The organism is Natronobacterium haloterrestre (assembly GCF_900112205.1).
Taxonomy (GTDB): domain Archaea; phylum Halobacteriota; class Halobacteria; order Halobacteriales; family Natrialbaceae; genus Natronobacterium; species Natronobacterium haloterrestre.
In genome coordinates, this window is record NZ_FOKW01000005.1 from 102515 (window position 1) to 123066 (window position 20552).

The window sequence follows — 20552 nt, forward strand, 5'->3', positions numbered from 1 at the left end:
CACCGGACGGAGGGGAACGACGGGTGGTCCGCCGCGATGACCGGCCCACTCGCCCTCGGGGTCGAGTCGAGCGCGACCCTCGAGGTTCTCGCGCTCGCCCTGCTCCCGGCGATCCTGTGGGGGCTGGCCCCGATCTTCGACAAGCGCGGGATGGCCGCCGGCGGCGGGTCGGTCCAGGCGTCGCTGGTCGTCGTGGTCGTCGACTCGTCGATCTACTGGCTCGTCATCGCGCTCCTCTATGGCCGGTCGGCGTTTACGGGCCTGACTCTCGAGACGGCTGCCGTCTTCGCGTTCGCGGGCGTGATCGGCACCGCGCTGGGCCGAATCACCATCTTCGTCGGCGTCGACAAGGTCGGCGCGAGCCTCAACAGCACGATCCTGAGCACGCGCCCGCTGTTCGCGACCCTGATCGCGCTGGTCTTCCTGAACGAACCGCTCGGCCCGGTCACCGGCGTCGGCGTCGTGATCCTCGTCGCCGGCCTCGCCTCGCTGACCGCCTCGCAGGGCGGCGACCTCTCGGGGTGGCAGCCCCGCGAGTTGCTGTGGCCGATCGCCGCCGCGGTCACCTTCGCCGTCGCGAACGTCGCCCGCAGGTACGGGATGCTCGAGACGCCGCTGTCGGCGCTCGAGGCCGTGACGATCAACGAGACCGCGGGACTGATCGCGCTCGTCGCCTACGTGGCCGCCGTCGGGGGCCGGGACGTCCTCGAGAAGCCCCGCGCCTCCTACCGTTACTTCCTGGGGAGCGGCCTGCTGACGACCGTGGCGATGCTCTCGCTGATGGCCGCGCTCGGCCTCGAGGAGGGCCGGATCGCGATGGTCGATCCGCTGGTCGCGACCGCGCCGCTGTTTACGCTCGTGTTCGCCGCGGTGCTGTTGCGCGACCTCGAGCGGGTGACGAGGGGCGTCGTCGTCGGCGCGGTGCTGGTCGTGGTCGGTGCGGCGCTGATTACCCTCTGACCGAACCGACGGCGTCGAACCGCTCCGAACAGCGAAGCGGTCGATTTATCGTCATTAGCCCGAACAGTTCCGTAGACCGAACGGAGATGGTCAGACCGATGCGTTCCTCCACACCCACGGGTCGAGACGGCTTCCTCCCGATCCTCCTCGCGAACCTGCTCCCGCTTGCCGGGGTCGTCGTCCTCGAGTGGGATCCCGCCACCCTCGTGTGCGTCTACGGACTCGAACTCTTCGTGACGCTGCTGCTTGCCGGCGGCAAGGCGCTGTTCGCCCAGCAACCGCCGCCGGCCGACCGGGAGGGCGTTCTGACCGTCTCCGACGCGGCGCTCGTGGACAAACGGGGCAGCGTCCGTCCGTTCGACTGGCTGCCGCCGGTCTACCCGCGGAACGTCCCTTTCGTGCTCGCTGTGGTCGGTGCAGTCGCGATGTATCTGGTCTTCTTCGGCGTCGTCGTGGTCGCGATCTTCGACGGCGACCCCGGACCGACGCGCCCGGCCGTGCTCGGAAGCGTCGTCGCCCTCGCGATCGGCCAGCTGTTCGAAACCCGGCGGGAGTACTTCGGCCGCCGGCGGTACGAGCGCGTCTCCCCCTACGGCGTCGTCGAGGTGCCCGCCCGCCAGTTGTTCGTGGTACTGATGGCGCTCGGCTTCCTCGGGGCTCCACTCGAATCGTTCGAACGGCTCGTGTTCGTCGTCGTCGCCAGTCTGAAGCTGTTCCTCGAGTGGTCGACGGTTCGCGCCGCCCGGGCCGACGAAGGGACGAATCGGTTCGTCGACCGTATCGCGTCCTGGTTCGCCGGCCCGACGGAAGACGCAGCGGTCGACGACCGCGAGGAAGCCGTTCACGTCCCCGGGACGGCGCCGGACGCGCGGTTTCGGCCGGTGCCGACGGTGGTCGCCGCCGACGGACTCCTCCGGGCGCTCCGGCGGACCGTCTTCTACCTCCCCTTCCTGACGGTCGCCTGGTTCGTCGCCCTGTTCGTCGTCGTGGCGCGGGTGGACTCGCCCGTCGTCTTCTGGCTCGGCGTCGTCGGGTACCTGCTCCTGCTGGTCGTGATCGTCGGCGTCCAGACAGTGCGACACTACCTCGCCCGGGGTACGCTCGAGTACCAGCGCCGCGAGGATCGCCTCGTCGCGTACGATCGCCTGCTGGCGGAGCCCCAGTGGGTCGCCCGGATCGACGCGCTCCGGAACCCCCGGGTGGCGAACGACCACCTGACGGATCGCCTCCTCGGGACGCGTACCCTCCGCGTGACGACCGGCTGGGGGTCGACGGAAACGGACCGCACCCTCGGGCCGCTCGCGGAACCCGACCGCGCCGTCGAGGCCTTCGAACTGGGGCTGTCGACGACCGACCTGGAGCCGCTGCATCGACCGATCGCGGCCGCGGCCGTCGGACTCGGTGTCGGCATCGTCATCGCCATCCTCGGGCTTCAGGTCGTGCCGGGGCTCTCGACCGAGACCCGGTTCAACGCGGTGATGGCGCTGCCGTTCCTGCTCGTCGTCCCCCTGCTTTTGTGGGAACTCGCCGTTCCCGACGAGGCCAGTGACGCGTGACCGTCACGAACGCGGCCATCCCCGCTTGCGTGCTTCACGACGGCTACGGTTGTGGTAGTTTTTGCCAGTCACTGCGACAACGGAAGGGTTTACCCGCTGCGCTCGATTGTCTCGCGCATGAAGGTACTCGTCACGGACCCGATCGCCGACGCGGGTCTGGACGTACTGAGAGACGCCGGCCACGAGGTCGAAACGGGGTACGAACTCGAGGGGGAAGACCTCCTCGAGGCAGTATCCGACGCCCACGGACTGATCGTCCGCTCGGGGACCGAGGTCACCGAGGAAGTACTCGAGGCCGCCGAGGAACTGGTCATCGTCGGTCGCGCGGGGATCGGCGTCGACAACATCGACATCGATGCCGCCACCGACAAGGGGGTCATCGTCGCCAACGCGCCACAGGGGAACGTCCGCGCGGCGGCCGAACACACCGTCGCGATGACCTTCGCCGTCGCACGCTCGATCCCACAGGCCCACGTCCGGCTCAAGACCGGCGAATGGGCGAAAAGCGACTACCTCGGGGCCGAACTCGACGGGAAGACGCTGGGCGTCGTCGGTCTCGGCCGGGTCGGCCAGGAAGTGGCGAAGAAACTCGACTCGCTCGGGATGGACATCGTCGCCTTCGACCCGTACATCTCCGAGGAGCGCGCCGCCCGTCTCGGAGCCGAACTCGTCGACTTCGAGGACTGTCTCTCCCGCGCCGACTTCCTCACGATCCACACGCCCCTGACCCCCGAGACCGAGGGGATGATCGCCGAGGACGAACTCGACATGCTCGAGGACGGCTACCTCGTCAACGTCGGCCGCGGCGGGATCGTCCAGGAGGACGCCCTCGCGGCGAAAGTCGAGGACGGCACCCTCTCCGGTGCGGCACTGGACGTCTTCGCCGAGGAACCCCTGCCCGAAGACTCGCCGTTGCTCGAACACGACGACGTCATCGTTACGCCCCACCTCGGGGCCTCGACGGAGGCTGCCCAGGAGAACGTCGCGACCTCGACCGCCGATCAGGTGGTCGCCGCATTCGAGGGTGAGCCGGTCGCGAACGCGCTGAACGCCCCCTCGATCGACGAGAGCGCGTTCCCCCGCCTCGAGCCGTACATCGAGATCGCCGAGACCGCCGGCAAGGTCGCCGCCCAGTTGCTCGACGGCCGCATCGAGGAAGTCGAGATCACCTACGAAGGCGACATCGCCGACGAGGACGTCGAGTTCGTCACCGCCTCCGCCCTGAAGGGCGTCTTCGAACCGCTCGAGTGGCAGGTCAACGCCGTCAACGCGCCCCAGATCGCGGAGGATCGCGGGGTCGACGTCACCGAGTCCAAGACCCGACAGGCCGAGGACTTCCAGAGCCTGATCTCGGTGGCGGTCAGCGACGGCGAGGAGGAACTCGCGGTCGACGGCACGCTGTTCGCCGGCGACGACCCGCGCATCGTCCGGATCGACGGCTACCGCGTCGACGCCATCCCCCACGGGAAGATGGTCGTCACCCGAAACACCGACGAACCCGGCGTCATCGGCCTCATCGGCAGCGTCATGGGCGAACACGACGTCAACATCGCGGGGATGTTCAACGCCCGCGAGGCTCACGGCGGCGAGGCACTGACCGTCTACAACGTCGACACGGAAGTCCCCGACGAGGCCAAAGCGGAGTTGAACGAGGACGACCGGATCATCGGCGTCAACTACATCACGCTGAACGGCCAGGCCTGACCGCCCTAGGAGAACGAGGGCGGCGCGCCGACCACCGTCGCCGTCCGCCCGTCGATTCCCGACTCGCGGACGTCCGCCGATATTTCTTCGAGCGACGCGAGGGCCTCCTCCGTCAGGTCCGCCTCCCGGGCGAAGACGAACTTCCACGTCAACTCGTCGGCCGTCGGCGACTCGCTCGAGACGCCCCAGAGGTAGATGCCGTCGACGTCGACGCCCTCGGCCGCTGGCGCACCGTAATGGCCGGTGATCGTCTCGTCGTGGGGCAGTTCCCGGAACAGGTGCGTGAACTCGGGGTCGGCCTCCTCGAGCCGTTCGTACTCCCCCCGGTGGGCGTCGATCCGGCGTTCGTAATCCCGGCCGACGACGACGGCGTCCGGGCCGACCGCGAGCCGACGGGTATCGCCGCCGACGGACTGCTCGAGAACCGCGTACCCTTCGTAGTCGTCGACGACCTCGAGGTCGTCTGCGGTCTCGGCGTCCTCGCTGACCGCCTCGCGGACGGCTTCGGGGTCGAACGTCCCGAAGAAGACCTGCGTGTACGACTGGATCAGGTGGCCGTCGACGGTGTCGGTCGACAGCCCCACGGCGTCGGGGAACCCCGCCCCGAGTTCGGTCCCCTCGGGGAAGACGGACGTGTAGTCGAACCGGCGATTGCCGTCGAGGACGGTGTCCGCGAGCAGCCAGGTCCGGAACTCGGCGGCCTCGTCCCAGTCGGGCTCGATGTCGCGTTCCGGTGGCTCGAGCGAGCCCGCGTCGTCGCCGTTCGATTCCGGATCGGTATCGCCGTCGGCGGAATCGTCGGTATCTTCGGGGTCGTCGGACTGCTCGTCGTCGCTGCCGAGACAGCCGGCCAGCCCGGCCGCCGCGAGCGCGACGACGCCGCGGCGCGTCACGGTGTGGTCCATACGAGCCGCCACCACGAGCGGAGTAATAACGTCTCGTGACTGTCCGCTGAGTGAGAACGTCGGCGCCCGATCGGAATTCTACGAGTCCTTTCCGCCACCGAACAGCCCGCGGATACGCTTGCCCCACCAGGGGAGTTCACCGCGCCTGAGTTCCGTCCCCCTGACCAAACACCAGAGCGCGATGCTACCGAAGATGACCGGGCCGACGATCGTCTCGACGGTTGCCACGGCGAGAACACCACAGACCAGCGCGCTCAGGTAAAAGGTGAGATACTCCTCCATACTCGGCCGGTAGCGAGCACGCCCCTTAATTGCCGCCCATATGGATCAGCATCCCCCGGTCCAGCACCCAGTCTCTCGGAGCGGTCCCGGGCGACTCTCGAGGCCGATTCGACGAGAGAGCCGGCAATCAGGGCTCGTCGGACTCCGCCTCGAGGCGCTGTCGCCGTTTCTCGTACTCCTCGTCGGTGAGGTCGCCGCGGGCGTACGCCCGGCGGAGTTCCTCGAGAGCGGCGTCGCCGTCGTCGCCGCCGTCGCCGCCGAGCAGCCGGATCGCCCCGTAGCCAAGCAGGAGGAGCAAGAGCAACGGGACCGCACTCATCCACAGCCAGCCGGTCGTTCCCATCCCGCCGGACCACATGCCGGTGCCGCTGCCGGCGTGCATCGCCCCGGCGAACGGCATCGCGACGAGCATCATCACGAGCGGGATCGCGAGGACCGCCAGGAGGACGACGACGATCGTTCGGAGCAGCGGATCCGAGTCGGTCATACGACTAGCTACGCCGGACCGCTTTTCCCCTTTTGCGGCTGTGTATCGAAAGATATCGGGCGCACAGACTTTGGGATCGAAAGTGAAGTGGGCGCTCGGTGGCCCGCGAATCGACGGCGACGACCTGCCGGCGGCAAAAGACCTATCGCCCCGACGACCGACCGCTTCGGTATGGACGACGGCATTGCGGTCGACTTCGGCGAGGACGGACTCGTCCCCGCCGTCGCACAGGACGCCGAGACGGGCGAGGTGCTCATGCTCGCCTACGTCTCCCCCGAGGCCCTCGAGCGAACCCGCGAGACCGGCCGCGCTCACTACTACTCCCGGAGCCGGGACGAGCTGTGGGAGAAGGGCGCGACCAGCGGCCACGTCCAGGCGGTCGAAGAGATCCGCGTCGACTGCGACGCCGACACCCTCCTCTATCTCGTCGACCAGGAGGGCGGCGCGTGTCACACCGGCCACCGGTCGTGTTTCTACCGGACGATCGAGGGGGAAACCGTCGGCGAGCAGGTGTTCGATCCCGACGCGGTGTACGACGACGACAACGAATGAGCGAACGCGCCCGTAGCCGCGGCGGTTCGGGGTCCGGTTCTGCCGTCGACGGCACCACCCCGCTCGAGGCCCTCGAGGCCGCCCGCGACCGGTACGAGCGGATCCAGGGCCGGATCGACGACGAGAGCGAGGAAACCGTCGAGCAGGTCGCCGACGCCTACCGCTCGGCGACCGACCTCCTCGAGTCCTACGTCGACCGGGCGACGGGAACCGGGCGGGAGAACTTCAAGGCCTACGTCGAACTCGAGGGGCAGTTCGCGACGCTCGTCGAGAACCTGCCCGACGACCTCCGCGATCGGACCGCCTTCGAGGACGCCCTGGACGCCATCGACAAGCGCCGGCTCAGCGAGTCCGACTTCGAGAACGCCCACGCAGCCCTGGAGCCGGCGGCCCGGTACGACGAACTCCTGCGGGACCGGGAGGAGGCCCGCGAACGGATCGCCGACGCCCGCACGGCCGCAGCGCGTCGACGCCGGGAACTCGGCGACGAGATCGCCGACCGCGAGCGGCTGCTCGAACTCGCAGACGCGGACCTGGACGCGCCCGTCGAGCGGTTGCGGGAGCCGATCGAGGCGTACAACGAGGCGATCCGCGACCGGTTCGGGTCCTACCGCCTCGAGGCGTCGGCCCGCGAGGTCTTCGAACTCCTCGATCGCAGCCGGTGGTACCCCTTCGTCGGCTACGAACTGCCGCCCGCGGACCTCCGGGAGTACGTCGCGGACAGCCCCGACGGGAAGCACACGATCCCGGAACTGCTCGAGTACGCCGAGTACTCGCGGTCGAAACTGGACCACTACGTCGCGGACGCGGACGTACTCAAACGACGGGTCGCCACCCAGCGGACCTTCCTCGACGGGATCGACGCCGACCCACTGACGATCGAGTGGCCGCCCGGCCCCGCCGGCGAACTCCGGCGTCGGGCGCGTGAGTACCGGCCGTTCGTCGACCGCGTCGCCGACGAGGAGACCGTCGCCCGCCTGCGGGAAGTCCGTCGGCTGACGACGGACGAGGACTACGACCGGCTCCAGACCGCGGCCGAGGCGGTCGCTCAGCTCTCGCCCGGGGAACGCGAGCGGGTCGCCGACAGCCGCGTCGCGGACGAACTCGAGGCCCTGCGGGAGGAGCGCCGGCGGCTGGCGGCCGCTCTCGAGGTCGAGGACCCGATCTGAGTCGCGGTCCCGCCCGTCTCGAGTCCCCCGATCATTTTTATTCGGCCCGCGAACGACCCGCCATGTCCAGACACCTGCTCGTCCCGATGGACGACTCTGAGACCGCCCGGCGCGCCCTCGAGCACGCGCTCGAGGTCTTTCCCGACGCCGAGATCACGGTCGTCCACGCGGTCGACGACCTCGAGGCGGCCTACGGCGGCGGGCCGGCGATCCCCGACGCGGGCGGCCGCGAGGACGAACCCGACTTCTTCGCCGACGTCCGCGACCTCGCCGCCGCTCGCGGCCACGGCGGGGACGTGGAGACGGCGGTCGTCGAGGGAACCCCAGCCGACGCCGTCCTCGAGCACGCCCGGGAGGGAGACGCCGACGCGATCGTCATGGGCAGCGAGGGTCGGTCGGGCGTCTCGCGCGTGTTGCTCGGCAGCGTCGCGGAGGCGGTGACCCGCCGGGCGTCGATTCCCGTGACGATCGTTCCGTGATGCTCGTCGCCTCGAGTGAAGTTCCGGCGCCACAGGAGGACGAAGCGCCGGGGTTTTGGGCTCGAGCGGGCAACGGACGGGCATGGACGACCGGACGGGGACGACGCTACACACCGGCCTCCTGCTCTCGACGACGGCCGTCGTGGCGTGGCTGTCGGGGCTCCCGACGCTCTTCCCCAGCCTCGGCCCGTCCGCGTTCGTACTCGCCATGTTCCAGGACAGCGACGCGACCTCGCCCCGGCGGGTGCTCGGCGGCCACGCGATCGGCGTCGTCGCCGGACTCGCCGCCTACCACCTGCTCGCACCGGGACTCGCGATGACGGCGACGACCGCTCCCGGCTCGCTCGCGGGGCTCCGACTCGCGGCCAGCGGCGTGGTGGCGACGACGCTGACCGCCGGCGGGATGCTCGCGACCGACACCCGCCACCCGCCGGCCTGCGCGACGACGCTGATCGTCTCGCTGGGACTGCTCTCGACGGTCCTCGAGGGTGCGTTGATCGTCCTCGCCGTGGCGGTGCTGCTCGCTGCACACCGGCTGTTGCTGGCGACCGAGCGGTTGGGGGCACGGTACGGCGAGCGGCTCCGGTCCTGAACCGATGCCGCTCGCCGTCGGAAAAAGAACGGAGTCGAAACTCAGGCCTCGTCTCTCGCGTCGAGCAGCGTCTCGTACATCTCCTCGGCCAGCCCGTTCGCGCGGTCGACGTCGCGAGCCTCGGCGTAGATCCGGACGAGCGGTTCGGTACCGGAGGGACGGGCAAGCACCCACGCGTCGCCGTAGTCCAGGCGGTAGCCGTCGCGCGTGTTGAGGTCGGCGTCGGCCGAATGGGCGTGGTTGGCCGCGGCGTCGAGCATCGCGTCGCGTTCGGCCGTCGACTCGTACTCGATGTTGCGCCGGACGTTGGCGTAGTCGTCGTACGGCGCGGCGATCTCGCTGACCGGGCGTTCCGCGACGAGTTCGAGGAACCGGGCGGCGGTGAACGCCCCGTCCCGCGAGAGCCGGTACCCGGGGAAGAAGATCCCGCCGTTGCCCTCGCCCGCGATCGGGACCCGCCGGCCGTTGGCCTCGAGTTCCTCGATCCGCGTGATGATGTTCGTCGAGCCGATCGGCGTCAACTCGAGGTCGGCACCGACGTCGTCGACGACGTCGACGAGCCGTTGGGAGACGTTGACCGCCGAGACGGTCGTGTCTCCTTCCTCGAGTTCCGCGGCCGCGAGGGCGGCGAGGGTGGCGTCGCCCTCGACGTACTCGCCGTTCTCGTCGAAGAAGATCGCGCGGTCGGCGTCGCCGTCGTGAGCGATGCCGACGTCCGCGTCGGTCGCCCGGACCAGCCGTCCCAGGTCCTCGAGGTTCTCGGGGACGGGTTCGGGGTCGCGTCCGGGGAAGTGGCCGTCGGGCTGGCCGTTGACCGTGACGACGCGACAGCCGAGTTCGCGGAAGAACTCCGGACTCGTGAGCGAGCCGGCGCCGTGGCCGGGGTCGAGCGCGACCGTCAGGTCGGCGTCGGCGATCGCCTCCCGGTCGACGGCCGCGAGCAGGGCGTCGACGTAGTCGGTGGTGACGCCCTCGACCTCGCGGACGCGGCCGGTCTCGTCCCACGGCGCGTCGGTGTAGCTTTCCGCGAGCAGCGCCTCCTCGATGCGCTCGAGGTCGGAGACGGCGAGTTCGACGCCGTCGCTGCCGACGAGTTTGATGCCGTTGTACTGTGGCGGGTTGTGCGAGGCCGTGACGACGATGACCGGCACGCCCTCGCGTTCCGCGTAGAACTGTGCCCCCGGCGTGGGGACGACCCCGAGGCGATCGACGTCGGTACCCGTACTGGCCAGGCCGCTCGCGGCCGCGTCGGCGAGCATGCGCCCGGTGTAGCGCGTGTCTCGCGCGATGGCAACCCGGTCGACCCCCCAGGCCGTCCCCGCCGCTTTCGCGACGCGCAGGACGAACGCGGGCGTCAGCTCGTCGTTGGCGACGCCCCGCGTCCCGCTGGATCCGAACACTTCCATCGGGCGTTACTCCGGTCGGACTCCCCATAGGGATTCCGAAGGCGAGCGGGAGTCGCCGCCGGCCGAACTCCCGCGGGCTCGGAGCGAGGGGAACGCTTTCGGCGGACCACACCGACGGTGTACGCGAAGAATGCTCTCTATCGAGGAAAAACGCGTCTACGACGAGCGCAGGACGGTGACGGAGGCGTACGTCTCGAGCGCGATGGGGGTCGTCCAGGTCCGGATCGCGGGCGACACCGTCGGCGAGTTCGCGCTGTGTGAACGCTGCGACGCCCGGGACGTCGCCGCGGCCGGGGGCCAGGTGGCGATCGCCACGGGGGAAGACGTGCTCGTGCTCGAGGACGAGGACGATGAGAGAGAGGAGGGAGCCGACCCGGATCCCGACCCCGACTTCGCAGAAACCGGCTTCGGCCCCGCCGTCGCCGTCGGCTACGACGGCACGGCGCTGCTCGCGGCGAGCCCCGACGGCCGCGTCGCACGGCGGCCGCCGGGGGAGGACTGGGTCACCGTCGAGAACGCCGCCGAGGACGGACCGGTCGAGGACGTCCGTGCCATCGACGGCGACCTCGTCGGGACCGACGCCGGCGTCTACCGCGTCCACGACGGCGCGCTCGACCACGCCGGCCTCACGGAGGTCCGCGACGTCGCCGCGGCCGGCGAGGGCGCGCCGCTGGCCGCGACCGACGAGGGGCTGTACAAGCTCGGCAACGGCTGGATGGAGATCTTCGAGGGGCCGTTCGACGCCGTCGCCGTCGATCCGCGCTCGAGTCCGAGGTCGATCGAACGCGCCCACGCGGTCGCCGGCGACCGACTCTACGCGTTCGAGGACGGCGAGTGGGCGGAAGCCGACGCGGGAGCGGAACGGATCGTCGGCGTCGCCTACGGGGATCGGGTCTACGCCGTCACCGAGGCGGGGACGGTCCGGGTCGCGGGGCCCGAGTCGGAAGCGCCGAATCACGAGGAAGGCGACACCGATAGCTGGCGCGACCGCTCGATCGGCGTCCGCGACGTGACCGGACTGGCAGTTCGCTGACGTCTCTCGACCGTCTCGGCCGCGCTCGCCGATTGGTCCGATCGGCGTCTGACGTAGAATTAATGGCCCGGGGCTCTCGAGGAAGGGACGTATGGCGGAACTATCACGTCGACGCCTGCTCGCCGGTACCGGGACCGTACTCGCCGGCGGACTCGCGGGCTGTTCGACAGAGGAGGGAGAGACCGAGGGTACGACCGACGGGGACGAGGACGGGAACGGAGACGACCCCGGAGAAGAACCCGGGGCGGAAACCGAAACCGGGACCGAAACCGAGACCGAGAACGGGAACGACGACTCGTCCGCCTCCGACGGAACGATCCTCGGCGACATCCGTATCGAAAACGTCGACGACGGGAGCCACACCGTCGACGTAGTCGTCGAGTTCGGCGACGAGATCGAACACTGGAGCACCCACGAACTCGAGTCGGCCGACGGCACCGAACTCGAGCGCGACTGGACGACGGAACCGGGCTCGTTCCGGGTGACGGCCCGCCTCGACGGCGACGACCCGGTCCAGGTCGATCCCGAGACGTGGAACCGGTCGCCCTGTCTCGGACTCGTCGTGCTGGTCGACCGCGACGGCGAGTTGACGGTACTCGCGGACGCGGACGGCGAGCACTGCGGCGACGACGGCGGCGATGGGGACGGGAGCCAGCCGTTCGACGGCGACGACTGACCTGCCGCCGGCTGTCACGCGTCTCGAGACCGACACGGCACGGGCCGGGGAACCGCACCCGCACGGGCCGGGGAACCGCGACGGAAGCCCCGTCGAACCGCCGTGGAAGAACGAAAACGGGTTTAGGTCCCGCGCTGTGGGACCGAGTATGATCGTCAGCGGATCCGCGTCGCAGGCGCTGGCCGCCGCGCTCGCGGACGAACTCGAGGTACCGCTCGCCGAAGTCGCGTACGACCGGTTTCCCGACGGCGAACTGCTCGCGGCCGCGCCCGGCGTCGCCGAGGCGGATCCGGACCGGGCGGTCGTCGTCGGCTCCACCGTCTCGAGCGACGCCCACCTCGAACTCCTCCAGTTGCAGGACGCCGTTCGCGAGGCCGGGGCCGACGAGGTCGTTACGGTCCTCCCGTACATGGGCTACGCGCGCCAGGACGAGGCCTTCGAGCCCGGTCACCCCGTCTCCGCGCGGGCGGTCGCCCGCGCCGTCTCGAGCGGGACCGATCGCGTGCTGACGGTCAACCCCCACGAAGAGGCCGTCTGCGAGTTCTTCGAACCGACGGCGACCGCCGTCGACGCCGCGGGTCGCCTCGCGGAGCCGCTGCCCGCGGATCTCACGGATCCCGTCTTTCTCTCTCCCGACGCGGGCGCGATCGGCCTCGCGGAGACGGTCCGCGACGCCTACGGCGAGGGCGAAGGCGAGGTCGACTACTTCGAGAAGACCCGCCACTCGGGCACCGAAGTCGAGATCACGCCCAGCGACGTCGACGTGGCCGGACGCGACGTCGTCGTCACCGACGACATCATCGCCACGGGATCGACGATGAGCGAGGCCGTCGGCGTCCTCGGCGAGCGCGACGTCGGCCGCGTGTTCGTCACCTGCGTCCACCCGCTGCTCGCCCGCGACGCGTACGCGAAGCTCTCGCGGGCCGGCGTCGAGGCGATCTACGGCACCGATACGATCGAACGCGGCTCGAGCGCCGTCTCGGTCGCGCCCGTCCTCGCGGACCGGCTGTGAGTCGCTCGAGCGGCCCGGACGGAGTCGGTAGTTGGGAACGGCCACGGGCACGGGCACGGGCACGGGCCTAAACCGTTAAGTGGTCACCGAACCCTGGCTCAAATACTGGCAGACACCGCCGTCTTCCCCCGAAAACAGTACCCCTCCCGCGACCGGCGGGCGATCGACGACCGAGCCGAACAGTCGGTCGGATCGGGACGGACAAAAGCGAGGGATCGAATGCACGGGATCGTCCACAAGACCCTGAAGGAGTACGTCGTCGACCGGGCCGGTGAGGACGCCTGGGACGCCGTCGCCGAGCGGGCCGGCCTCGAGTCGACTCTCTACCTCCCGGTCTCGCGTTACGACGACGCCGACGTCGACGACGCCCTCGACGCCCTCTCGACGCTCGCCGACGAAGACAGGCGCCGGGTCGAACGCGACTTCGGTCGGACGCTCGCCCCGGAACTGCTCTCGACGTTCGACGCGCACGTCCCGACCGACGGCGACCTCGTCACGCTGCTGACGACGCTGGAGACGGCCTACGAGGAACTCGAGGCCGGGGTCGACGACGTCACGCTCCCCGACGTCGCCAGTCGCCGGACGGACGGAGGACCGGTGATCGTCACCTACCGATCGCCACGAGAGCGGGGGTACTGCTGGCTGGCCTACGGGATCCTCGAGGGGCTGGCCGCGACCCTCGACGCGGACGCGACCGTGACGAAGACCGACTGTGCCGACGGCCGCAGTGACGGTGACGGTGACGGTGGCGGTGGCGATGACGATGACAATGACGGCGACGGCAAGGACGAAACCGGAAGCGACGCCTGCCGGTTCCGGGTTTCAGTCGCGTAACGAGCGACGCCCCAGTACTGCCTGCTACTGCCGCCCGAACGCGACCAGCCCTGCGAGAACGGCCGCGAGCGCCGCGACCGAGACACCGACGCCGAACCCGGGGACTTCCTCGAGTTCGGCGAGCGGCAGGCTCCCGACGGTCACCGTCACGACGCGGTCGCCGACGGCGACCTCGTGGCGTCCCTCCTCCTCGAACCGGACCTCCCGAGTTATCGTCGCGGTCTCGCCGGTCCTGACGGCGACAGGTGCCTCAGCGACGACGCCATCGTGGGTGCGGACGGCGACGAACGCCGCGGCGGGCCGGTCGTCGGCCGGTTCGACCGTCGCCGTCACTGCGGCCGATTCGCCGGGGTCGATCTCCCGCGGCTCGAGGTCGAGGTCGGCGACGGCGACGCTCGAGGGCGCGCGCACGATGACGGTCGTCGTCTCGGAACCGACCCGGAGCTCGTACGTGCCGGGTTCGGGCGGCGTCCACGAGAGCCGTTCCGTGGCGCGCTCGCCCGTCTCGAGGCTCCCCTGGGCGCGGTCGACGGGCACGCCGTCGACCTGTAGCGTGGCGTCGTAGCTCCCCGCGCGGTCCCCGACGTTTGCGACCTCCACGGGGACGGCGACGGTCGTTCCGGCAGGGACGGCCGCGAGCCGACCCTCGTCGGTCTCCCAGCGCTCCCAGGGTTCGCCGTCGACCTCGAGCGGCGGGTCGGCGTGGCCGTAGTCGATCGCCGGTACCGGTTGGTCGAACGCCGCCTCGTGTTCGGCGCGGCTCCACGTCCCGGGAACGGCCTTGGTTTCCGCGTAGCGTTCGGCCGCCTCGCGGACCGACTCGTCGCCCGCCTCCTCGAGGGCCGCATAAAAGTCAGCTGCCGCGATCCGGTCGTTCGCCGCGCGGGCATTGAGCGTCCGGAAGACGTCCGTGAGTGTGCGGTCGCCGTCGGTCGCCACCCGGAGCCGTCGATCGATCTCGCCGTAGACGAGCGGCCCCTGTACGTAGTCGGTGTGGGGGTCGTCCCAGCTGCCGGGTTCCGCGAGGATCCCGTCGGCGTACGGCGACCGCTCGCCGCGCTCGAGGAAGCGTTCGAACTCCTCGAAGCCGATCAGTCCCGTCCCGAGGGCGACCTGTGCCGCGTGGTACTCCGCCTGGGCCTCGACGAGCCACGTTGCGTCGGTTGCCGTGGCGTCGGGCGAGCCGGCGTAGGCCTGTCGGACGTGGACGTACTCGTGGAGCCAGACGTTGTCGGGTTCGTCGAGGGGCGCGTCCGCGCGAACCCACGCGTCGGCGTCGCCGTACTGGAGGCCGCGCGAGCCCCAGTCGACGCCGGTCGGAGCCGCGACGACGAACGTCTCGTCGGGCCGTTCGCCGACCGCGAGGCGCTGACTGCCGGCCGCGAGCGTCTCGAGGACGTCGTCCGGCGCCTCCTGCAGGTCGGCCGCCGCGGGGACGACGAGCCGGAGGCGCTCGCCCTCGACGAGTCGCTCGTACTCGGTCACCTCGCCGAAGACGGCGACGTCGCCCCCGGTCGCCCCCGAACCGTCGACCGTCGCCGACGACTCGAGGCCGACCGGCTCGCTCCCCTGTGCGTAGACACGAAGCTGCGGGACCGGGACGATCGCCCAGTCGCCGGCGTCGACGAAGGAGTAGCCATCGTCGCGCTCGCTGACCGTCGGCGACTGGCGGTCGTCGTGGCCGGTCCGGTTCGCAGGTAATGTCACCAGAAGCGACGGTGCGGCCGTCTCGCCCGTCCAGCGGTACACACCGTCGGCGGTCGATTCGAACCCATCCGCCGACCGGACCGTCGCCTCCGCCGTCCCCTCGAGGTCGAGGTCGACCTCGACCTCGGAGACCGAGTCGGGCACCGAAAAGCGGATCTCGGCCTCGTAGGTCGGTTTCTTGGGTATCTGTCGCAGTTCCGTCGTGTAGGAAAGGACGTCGCTCGAGCCGGAAACCGACGGGGTCGAGGAGTCGGGGTCAGGGTCGGGGTCGGGGCCGACGTGTTCGAGTTGCTGTGTTCGATCCGTAGCGCCGACGCTTGCCCCTGGCGAGGCCGATCCGGTGCCGAGAACGACGCCGCCGATACCGGCAGGGAGAGACGCCACGAGCAGCGCGACCGCGAACACGACCCGGTAGTTCACGGACGTATACTCGAAACTGACCGTCAAGTCTCTTGTGGGGTTTGTCCGCCAGAGAAATCGATGGTGCCGATACGTCCGGCAGCCCGTCGATGGCCGGCAGGTGACGTCGTGGACCGTCACCGTCTATAAAAACGTGAACGACTCGAGGGGCGACGGCGCTCGAAAGGACCGGCATTCCCGGATCCGATCGGGAGTCGCGCAGTTATCCCGGTTTTCCGGCCGAGTGACCACGAGACCCGAAACTCGAGGAGAGAGGGACGGAGAAAGGGATAGCCGCTATCAGAGCCTTAAAAACGATCTTGAACCGTTCTACCCGGCGAAAGCGACCGAACGATCGTCGGCCCTTTTTCCCAGCCGTGAAACGTGACGATCATGACCGAAAAGCAGTCGAACCCGAATCGCGATCGAGCAGACTGGTCGTTCGATCACGGCGTCGGCCGCCGGACGTTTCTCGCCGCCGGCGGAGGCGTGAGTGCGACGCTACTCGCCGGTTGTAGCTCGGACTCGGGGAGCGAGTCGGCCGACGGCGACGACGAAACCGACGGATCCACGGAAACCGACGACGATGACGGTGCCGCGGGGACCTTCCGGTTGCTCATCAGCGACATGCCGGCCGACATCGGGGATTTCGACAGACTGGACGTTGCCCTCGACAGCGCCCGTATCTTCGATGGCGAGGGCGAGGACGCTGAAGAGGAAGACGATGAAAGTGACGACGCAAACGAAGGAGAAGACGAACGCGACGGGGAAGAGGTGGACGACGAGAACGAAGAGGAAAACGATACTGCGAACGGCGAGGAGGAAGAACGCGACACGGAGAAAGACGACACCGAGGACGCGGACGACGAGAAAGAGGAAACGGAAGACGACGAGGAGCGCGGGTTCTACGTCGTCGACCTCGAGGGCGCGACCGTGGACCTGACGCAGGTCGTCGGCGACAAGGCGATGCCGGTCGGCGAACTCGACCTGTCGGAAGGGACCTACCAAAAGATCGAACTCCACGTCGCGGACGTCGAAGGGATCGTCGACGGCGACGAAGCCAACGTGAAGGTCCCGTCCGAGAAACTACAGCTCACCAAGCCGTTCGAAGTCCGCGCCGGCGAGTCCGTCGACTTCGTGTTCGACATCAACGTGGTCAAGCGCGGGCAGGGGAACGACTACAACCTCACGCCCGTGATCTCGAAGAGCGGAATCAAGGGAGAGGACGTCGAGGTCGAAGAGGTACCCGAAGGCAGCGAGTCCGAGGCCGAAGACGGCGACGAGGAAGCCGGGGACGAAGGCGACGGCGACAACGACGAGGGCGACGAGGGCGACCAGGACGACGAGGACAACGAAGACAACGAAAACGAGGAAACCGACGAAAAAGGAAACGAATCGGAGACGGAAGACGGCGAAGGGAACGACGGAACCTGACGTCAGTCGCCTCGAGTCTCGCAAGCCAAACGCCGTAACCGCACCGGCATCGGGCACTCGAGCTTTTCTCACCTCGTTCGCTCTGCGAGCGAACCGCTCGGCGCAAAAATCTGGACCAAAAAACCGCCGCAGTTCACTCGTCGGTGATCAGTCCGACGCTTCGGCGGCCGCCAGCGGCTCGACCGCGATTTCCATCGTCACGCCGTCGACATCCCACTCCTTGCGGTGGCCGTCGTCGTCCTCGACCGCGCGGAGTTCGTCCGCACGGACCTCCTCCCGGATCAGGTCCTCGCGCTCGGCAACCAGGTCGGCGACGCGGTCGTCGTCGATCTCGAGGTCCAGCGCGATCCGTTCCTCGACGTCGAGTTCGAGGTCCTTTCGCATCTCCTGGACGCGGCGGATGACCTCGCGGGCGTAGCCCTCGCTCTCGATATCCTCGGTCAGCGAGGCGTCGACGTAGGCGACGCCGCGGTCGTCGCCGTTCAGCCCGAACGCGGTGCCGGCGATGTCCGCGGGCGTCTCGGTGACGAACGAGACCATCGACTCCTCGATCGACTCGCCTTCCTCGAGGACGTCGGAGACGGCCTCCTCGAGCAGGTCGAGGTCCGGCTCGTCGATCCGGGCCTCGTTTAACGCGTTCATCACCTGTCCGGCGCGGTCGCCGAAGGCAGGGCCGAGTTCGCTCATGTCCGCCTCGGCGCTGTACTGGAGTTCCTCCCAGCGGTCCTCCGCGGAGACGAGTTCGATCTCGCGGGCGTTGAGCCGTTCGGCGAGCAGGTCGGTGTGGCGCTCGACGGCCTCGGCGACGCGGTCGTCGTCGGCCGCGACGACGACCCGCGGGACGGGCCAGCGAAGCTTGCGACCGGCCTGCTGGCGGGCGTTCGCGCCCGCCTCCTCGATCGCCCGCAGGAAGGCGACGTCCTCCTCGAGTTGTTCGTCGACCCAGTACTCCTCGATCTCGGGCCAGTCACACATGTGGACCGTGTCGTGTTCGGCGTCGCCGGTCAGCGTGCCGTAGATCTCGTCGGTGATGAACGGCGCGTACGGCGCGAGCAGGGCGACCGTCTCCCGCAACACCCGGTAGATCGTCGCGTAGGCGGCCTCCTTGGAGGCGCTGTCTTCCTCCTCCCACATGCGCTCGCGGACGGCCTGGACGTAGAACCGGGAGACGTCCTCGACGACGAACTCGATGAGGGCGTCGACGGCCTTGTCCTGGCGGCGGTCCTCGAAGTGCTCGGTCATCTCGGCCTTCGTGGACTGCAGCCGGGCGAGCACCCACTCGTCGATCAACTCGAGGTCCCCGTCCACGTCCTCGAGCGTCGTCTCCTGGGGATCGAAGTCGTCCAGCCGCATGTACGGCAGCGGGAACCGGAAGACGTTCCACAGCGTCCGGAGGTGGTCCTCCATCGTCTGCATGCCGTCCCAGGAGAACCGCATGTCGTCGCCCTGCGGGTTGTTCGACAGCAGGAACAGCCGCATGACGTCCCGGCCGTGGCGGTCGATCGCCTCGTGGGGGTCGATGAGGATGTCCTTGGACTTGCTCATCGCGCGGCCGTCGGGCATCAGCGCGTGGCCGTGCATCAGGACCTCCTCGTAGGGGATCTCGCCGAGCGCGGCCGTCCCCATCCCGAGCTGGGACCAGAACCAGCCACGCGTCTGGTCGTGGGCCTCGAGGATGAAGTCCGCGGGCCAGAGTTCCTCGAACTTGCTGTCGTCCTCGGGGAAGTCGAGCGTCCCCCACGACGCCACGGAGGAGTCGAGCCAGACGTCGAAGACGTCGGGAACGCGGGTGTAGGTCGTGCCGTCCTCGGTGATCGTCAGGTCGTCGACGGTGTCCTTGTGGAGGTCGACCTCGTCGGGGTCGACGTCCTGGTCGACCCGTTCGGCGAGTTCCTCGCGGTCGCCGATGACGATGCGGTCCTCGTCGTCGTCACGGCCCTCGGGGGTCCAGACGGGAAGCGGGATACCCCAGTAGCGCTGCCGGGAGACGTTCCAGTCCGGCGCTTCCTCGACGAAGTCACGGAAGCGGTTATCGCGGGCCCAGTCGGGGTGCCACTCGCTGTCCTCGATGTTCTCGAGCAGTTCGTCCTTGACGTCGGTGATCGTGATGAACCACTGGTCGGTGACGATCTGGATGATCCCCGTGTCACAGCGCCAGCAGTGGCCGTAGCTGTGGTGGACGGTGCCCGACGCGAGCAACGCGCCGTTGTCCTCGAGGTCGGCGATGATCTCGTCGTCGGCCTCTTTGACGAACTGGCCCTCGTACTTGCCGGCCTCGTCGGTGTAGACGCCGTCGCTGCCGACGGGACAGAAGATGGGGAACCCGAGTTCGCGGCCGCGCTCGAAGTCCTCCTCACCGTGGCCCGGTGCGGAGTGAACGAGCCCCGTACCGTCGCCGCCCGTGTCGACGTAGTCGGCGGCGTAGACCTCGCCCGCGCCCTCGTGGTCGGGGTGGTCGGGGACCTCCTCGGCGAGCGGGTGGTCGTACGACCAGCCGATCAGTTCCTCGCCGGTCAGTTCCTCGACGATCTCGTAGTCCTCGTACCGACCTTCTTTGAGGACCTCCTCGTGTTTGGCCTCGGCGACGTACAGCAGTTCCTCCTCACCATCTTTCTCCGCGCGGACGCCGACGTAATCGCCCTCCTCGTCGACGGCGACGAAGGTGTTCGCGGGGATCGTCCACGGCGTGGTGGTCCAGATGACGATCGAGCCCTCGCGGTCGGCGAGGTCGAACTTGACGTAGACGGAAGGGTCCTCGACGTCCTCGTACTCGACTTCGTTGTTCGCGATGGCCGTCTCACACCGGGGACACTGCGAGATCGAGCGATGGCCCTTCTCGACCAGGCCCCGCTCGGCAGCCTTCGAGAAGCCCCACCAGGCGGCCTCCATGTACTCCGGACGGACCGTCTTGTACGGATCCGACCAGTCCATCCAGACGCCGAAGTCCTGGAAGTCCTCCTGCAGGCCCTCGAGTTGCTCTTCGGCGTACTCCTTGCAGGCCTCGATGAAGTTCTCCTCGCCGTACTCCTCGATGTCCTTCTTGTTCTCGAAGCCGAGTTGCTCCTCGACGCGGGTCTCGATGGGGAGCCCGTGCATGTCGTAGCCCGGCCGATCGGTGACGTCGTACCCCTGCATTCGGAAGAACCGGAGGTAGACGTCCTTCAGCGTCTTGTTCCAGGTGGTCCCCATGTGGGCCGACCCGGAGGTGTACGGCGGCCCGTCGACGAAGAAGAACGATTCACCGTCGGAGCGGTGCTCGACCGTCTGCTCGTAGGCGTCGACGTCGTCCCAGTAGTCGAAGACCCGCTGCTCTAGAGCGTGCGGATCGTACTGGTCGTCGACCTCGCCGAATCTGCTCATAGGTG

The 20552-nt window shown here is 69.0% G+C and carries 18 protein-coding genes; 12 read left to right on the forward strand and 6 right to left on the reverse strand.

The annotated features are described in order from the left end of the window. Window positions 1–36 precede the first annotated feature (36 nt). The 3 genes from BM113_RS11210 (at window position 37) to serA (ending at window position 4220) form a co-directional block, all read left to right on the forward strand. Window positions 37–960, forward strand: coding sequence for a DMT family transporter (locus BM113_RS11210; protein ID WP_089788038.1), 924 nt, complete (start codon window positions 37–39; stop codon window positions 958–960). A gap of 98 nt (window positions 961–1058) precedes the next feature. Next, window positions 1059–2516 carry a DUF6498-containing protein gene (locus BM113_RS11215; RefSeq protein WP_245758030.1) on the forward strand — a complete coding sequence of 486 codons (1458 nt, stop codon included), beginning with the start codon at window positions 1059–1061 and terminating at the stop codon, window positions 2514–2516. 117 nt (window positions 2517–2633) lie between these two features. Continuing rightward, on the forward strand, window positions 2634–4220 hold the full coding sequence (gene serA / locus BM113_RS11220) for a phosphoglycerate dehydrogenase (protein WP_089788041.1): 1587 nt from the start codon (window positions 2634–2636) through the stop codon (window positions 4218–4220). Window positions 4221–4225: 5 nt separating this feature from the next. Here the strand turns inward: serA and BM113_RS11225 are convergent, their stop codons facing one another. From BM113_RS11225 to BM113_RS11235, 3 genes are all read right to left on the reverse strand, one after another. Beyond that, on the reverse strand, window positions 4226–5125 hold the full coding sequence (locus BM113_RS11225; RefSeq protein ID WP_089788043.1) for a hypothetical protein: 900 nt from the start codon (window positions 5123–5125) through the stop codon (window positions 4226–4228). Between the two features lie 78 nt (window positions 5126–5203). Beyond that, the gene (locus BM113_RS11230; RefSeq protein ID WP_089788044.1) at window positions 5204–5407 is read right to left on the reverse strand and encodes a hypothetical protein; all 204 of its coding nucleotides are present in this window, start codon (window positions 5405–5407) and stop codon (window positions 5204–5206) included. A 127-nt stretch (window positions 5408–5534) separates the two neighbouring features. Continuing rightward, entirely contained in the window at window positions 5535–5894 is a 360-nt protein-coding gene (locus BM113_RS11235) for an SHOCT domain-containing protein (protein WP_089788046.1), read from the reverse strand. A gap of 171 nt (window positions 5895–6065) precedes the next feature. Here BM113_RS11235 and hisI point away from each other — a divergent pair, with 171 nt between their 5' ends. From hisI to BM113_RS11255, 4 genes are all read left to right on the forward strand, one after another. Continuing rightward, window positions 6066–6446, forward strand: a complete 381-nt coding sequence (hisI, locus tag BM113_RS11240; protein ID WP_089788047.1) for a phosphoribosyl-AMP cyclohydrolase — start codon at window positions 6066–6068, stop codon at window positions 6444–6446. Beyond that, on the forward strand, window positions 6443–7615 hold the full coding sequence (locus BM113_RS11245) for a DUF7118 family protein (protein WP_089788050.1): 1173 nt from the start codon (window positions 6443–6445) through the stop codon (window positions 7613–7615). Before hisI ends, BM113_RS11245 begins: the two co-directional genes overlap by 4 nt. Window positions 7616–7677: 62 nt before the next feature. Further along, window positions 7678–8094, forward strand: a complete 417-nt coding sequence (locus tag BM113_RS11250; RefSeq protein WP_029601408.1) for a universal stress protein — start codon at window positions 7678–7680, stop codon at window positions 8092–8094. A gap of 82 nt (window positions 8095–8176) precedes the next feature. After that, the gene (locus BM113_RS11255; RefSeq protein ID WP_089788052.1) at window positions 8177–8686 is read left to right on the forward strand and encodes an HPP family protein; all 510 of its coding nucleotides are present in this window, start codon (window positions 8177–8179) and stop codon (window positions 8684–8686) included. A 41-nt stretch (window positions 8687–8727) separates the two neighbouring features. On the opposite strand, the gene glmM is transcribed toward BM113_RS11255, so the two are convergent. Beyond that, window positions 8728–10092 carry a phosphoglucosamine mutase gene (gene glmM, locus BM113_RS11260; protein WP_089788054.1) on the reverse strand — a complete coding sequence of 455 codons (1365 nt, stop codon included), beginning with the start codon at window positions 10090–10092 and terminating at the stop codon, window positions 8728–8730. Window positions 10093–10222: 130 nt separating this feature from the next. Between glmM and BM113_RS11265 the strand changes: the two genes are divergently transcribed. The 4 genes from BM113_RS11265 (at window position 10223) to BM113_RS11280 (ending at window position 13647) form a co-directional block, all read left to right on the forward strand. Continuing rightward, window positions 10223–11125, forward strand: a complete 903-nt coding sequence (locus BM113_RS11265) for an HVO_0234 family beta-propeller protein (RefSeq protein ID WP_089788056.1) — start codon at window positions 10223–10225, stop codon at window positions 11123–11125. A 91-nt stretch (window positions 11126–11216) separates the two neighbouring features. After that, window positions 11217–11801, forward strand: a complete 585-nt coding sequence (locus BM113_RS11270; RefSeq protein WP_089788058.1) for a hypothetical protein — start codon at window positions 11217–11219, stop codon at window positions 11799–11801. A gap of 148 nt (window positions 11802–11949) precedes the next feature. Further along, a complete protein-coding gene (gene prs / locus BM113_RS11275) occupies window positions 11950–12813 on the forward strand; it encodes a ribose-phosphate diphosphokinase (protein WP_089788060.1) in 864 nt (287 codons plus the stop codon). Between the two features lie 219 nt (window positions 12814–13032). Continuing rightward, window positions 13033–13647, forward strand: a complete 615-nt coding sequence (locus BM113_RS11280; protein ID WP_089788061.1) for a heme NO-binding domain-containing protein — start codon at window positions 13033–13035, stop codon at window positions 13645–13647. 24 nt (window positions 13648–13671) lie between these two features. On the opposite strand, the gene BM113_RS11285 is transcribed toward BM113_RS11280, so the two are convergent. Then, on the reverse strand, window positions 13672–15774 hold the full coding sequence (locus BM113_RS11285) for a CARDB domain-containing protein (protein WP_177209151.1): 2103 nt from the start codon (window positions 15772–15774) through the stop codon (window positions 13672–13674). Between the two features lie 372 nt (window positions 15775–16146). Between BM113_RS11285 and BM113_RS11290 the strand changes: the two genes are divergently transcribed. After that, a complete protein-coding gene (locus BM113_RS11290) occupies window positions 16147–17187 on the forward strand; it encodes a DUF4382 domain-containing protein (RefSeq protein WP_089788349.1) in 1041 nt (346 codons plus the stop codon). 147 nt (window positions 17188–17334) lie between these two features. On the opposite strand, the gene ileS is transcribed toward BM113_RS11290, so the two are convergent. Continuing rightward, window positions 17335–20547 carry an isoleucine--tRNA ligase gene (gene ileS / locus BM113_RS11295; protein WP_089788065.1) on the reverse strand — a complete coding sequence of 1071 codons (3213 nt, stop codon included), beginning with the start codon at window positions 20545–20547 and terminating at the stop codon, window positions 17335–17337. Window positions 20548–20552: the final 5 nt, after the last annotated feature.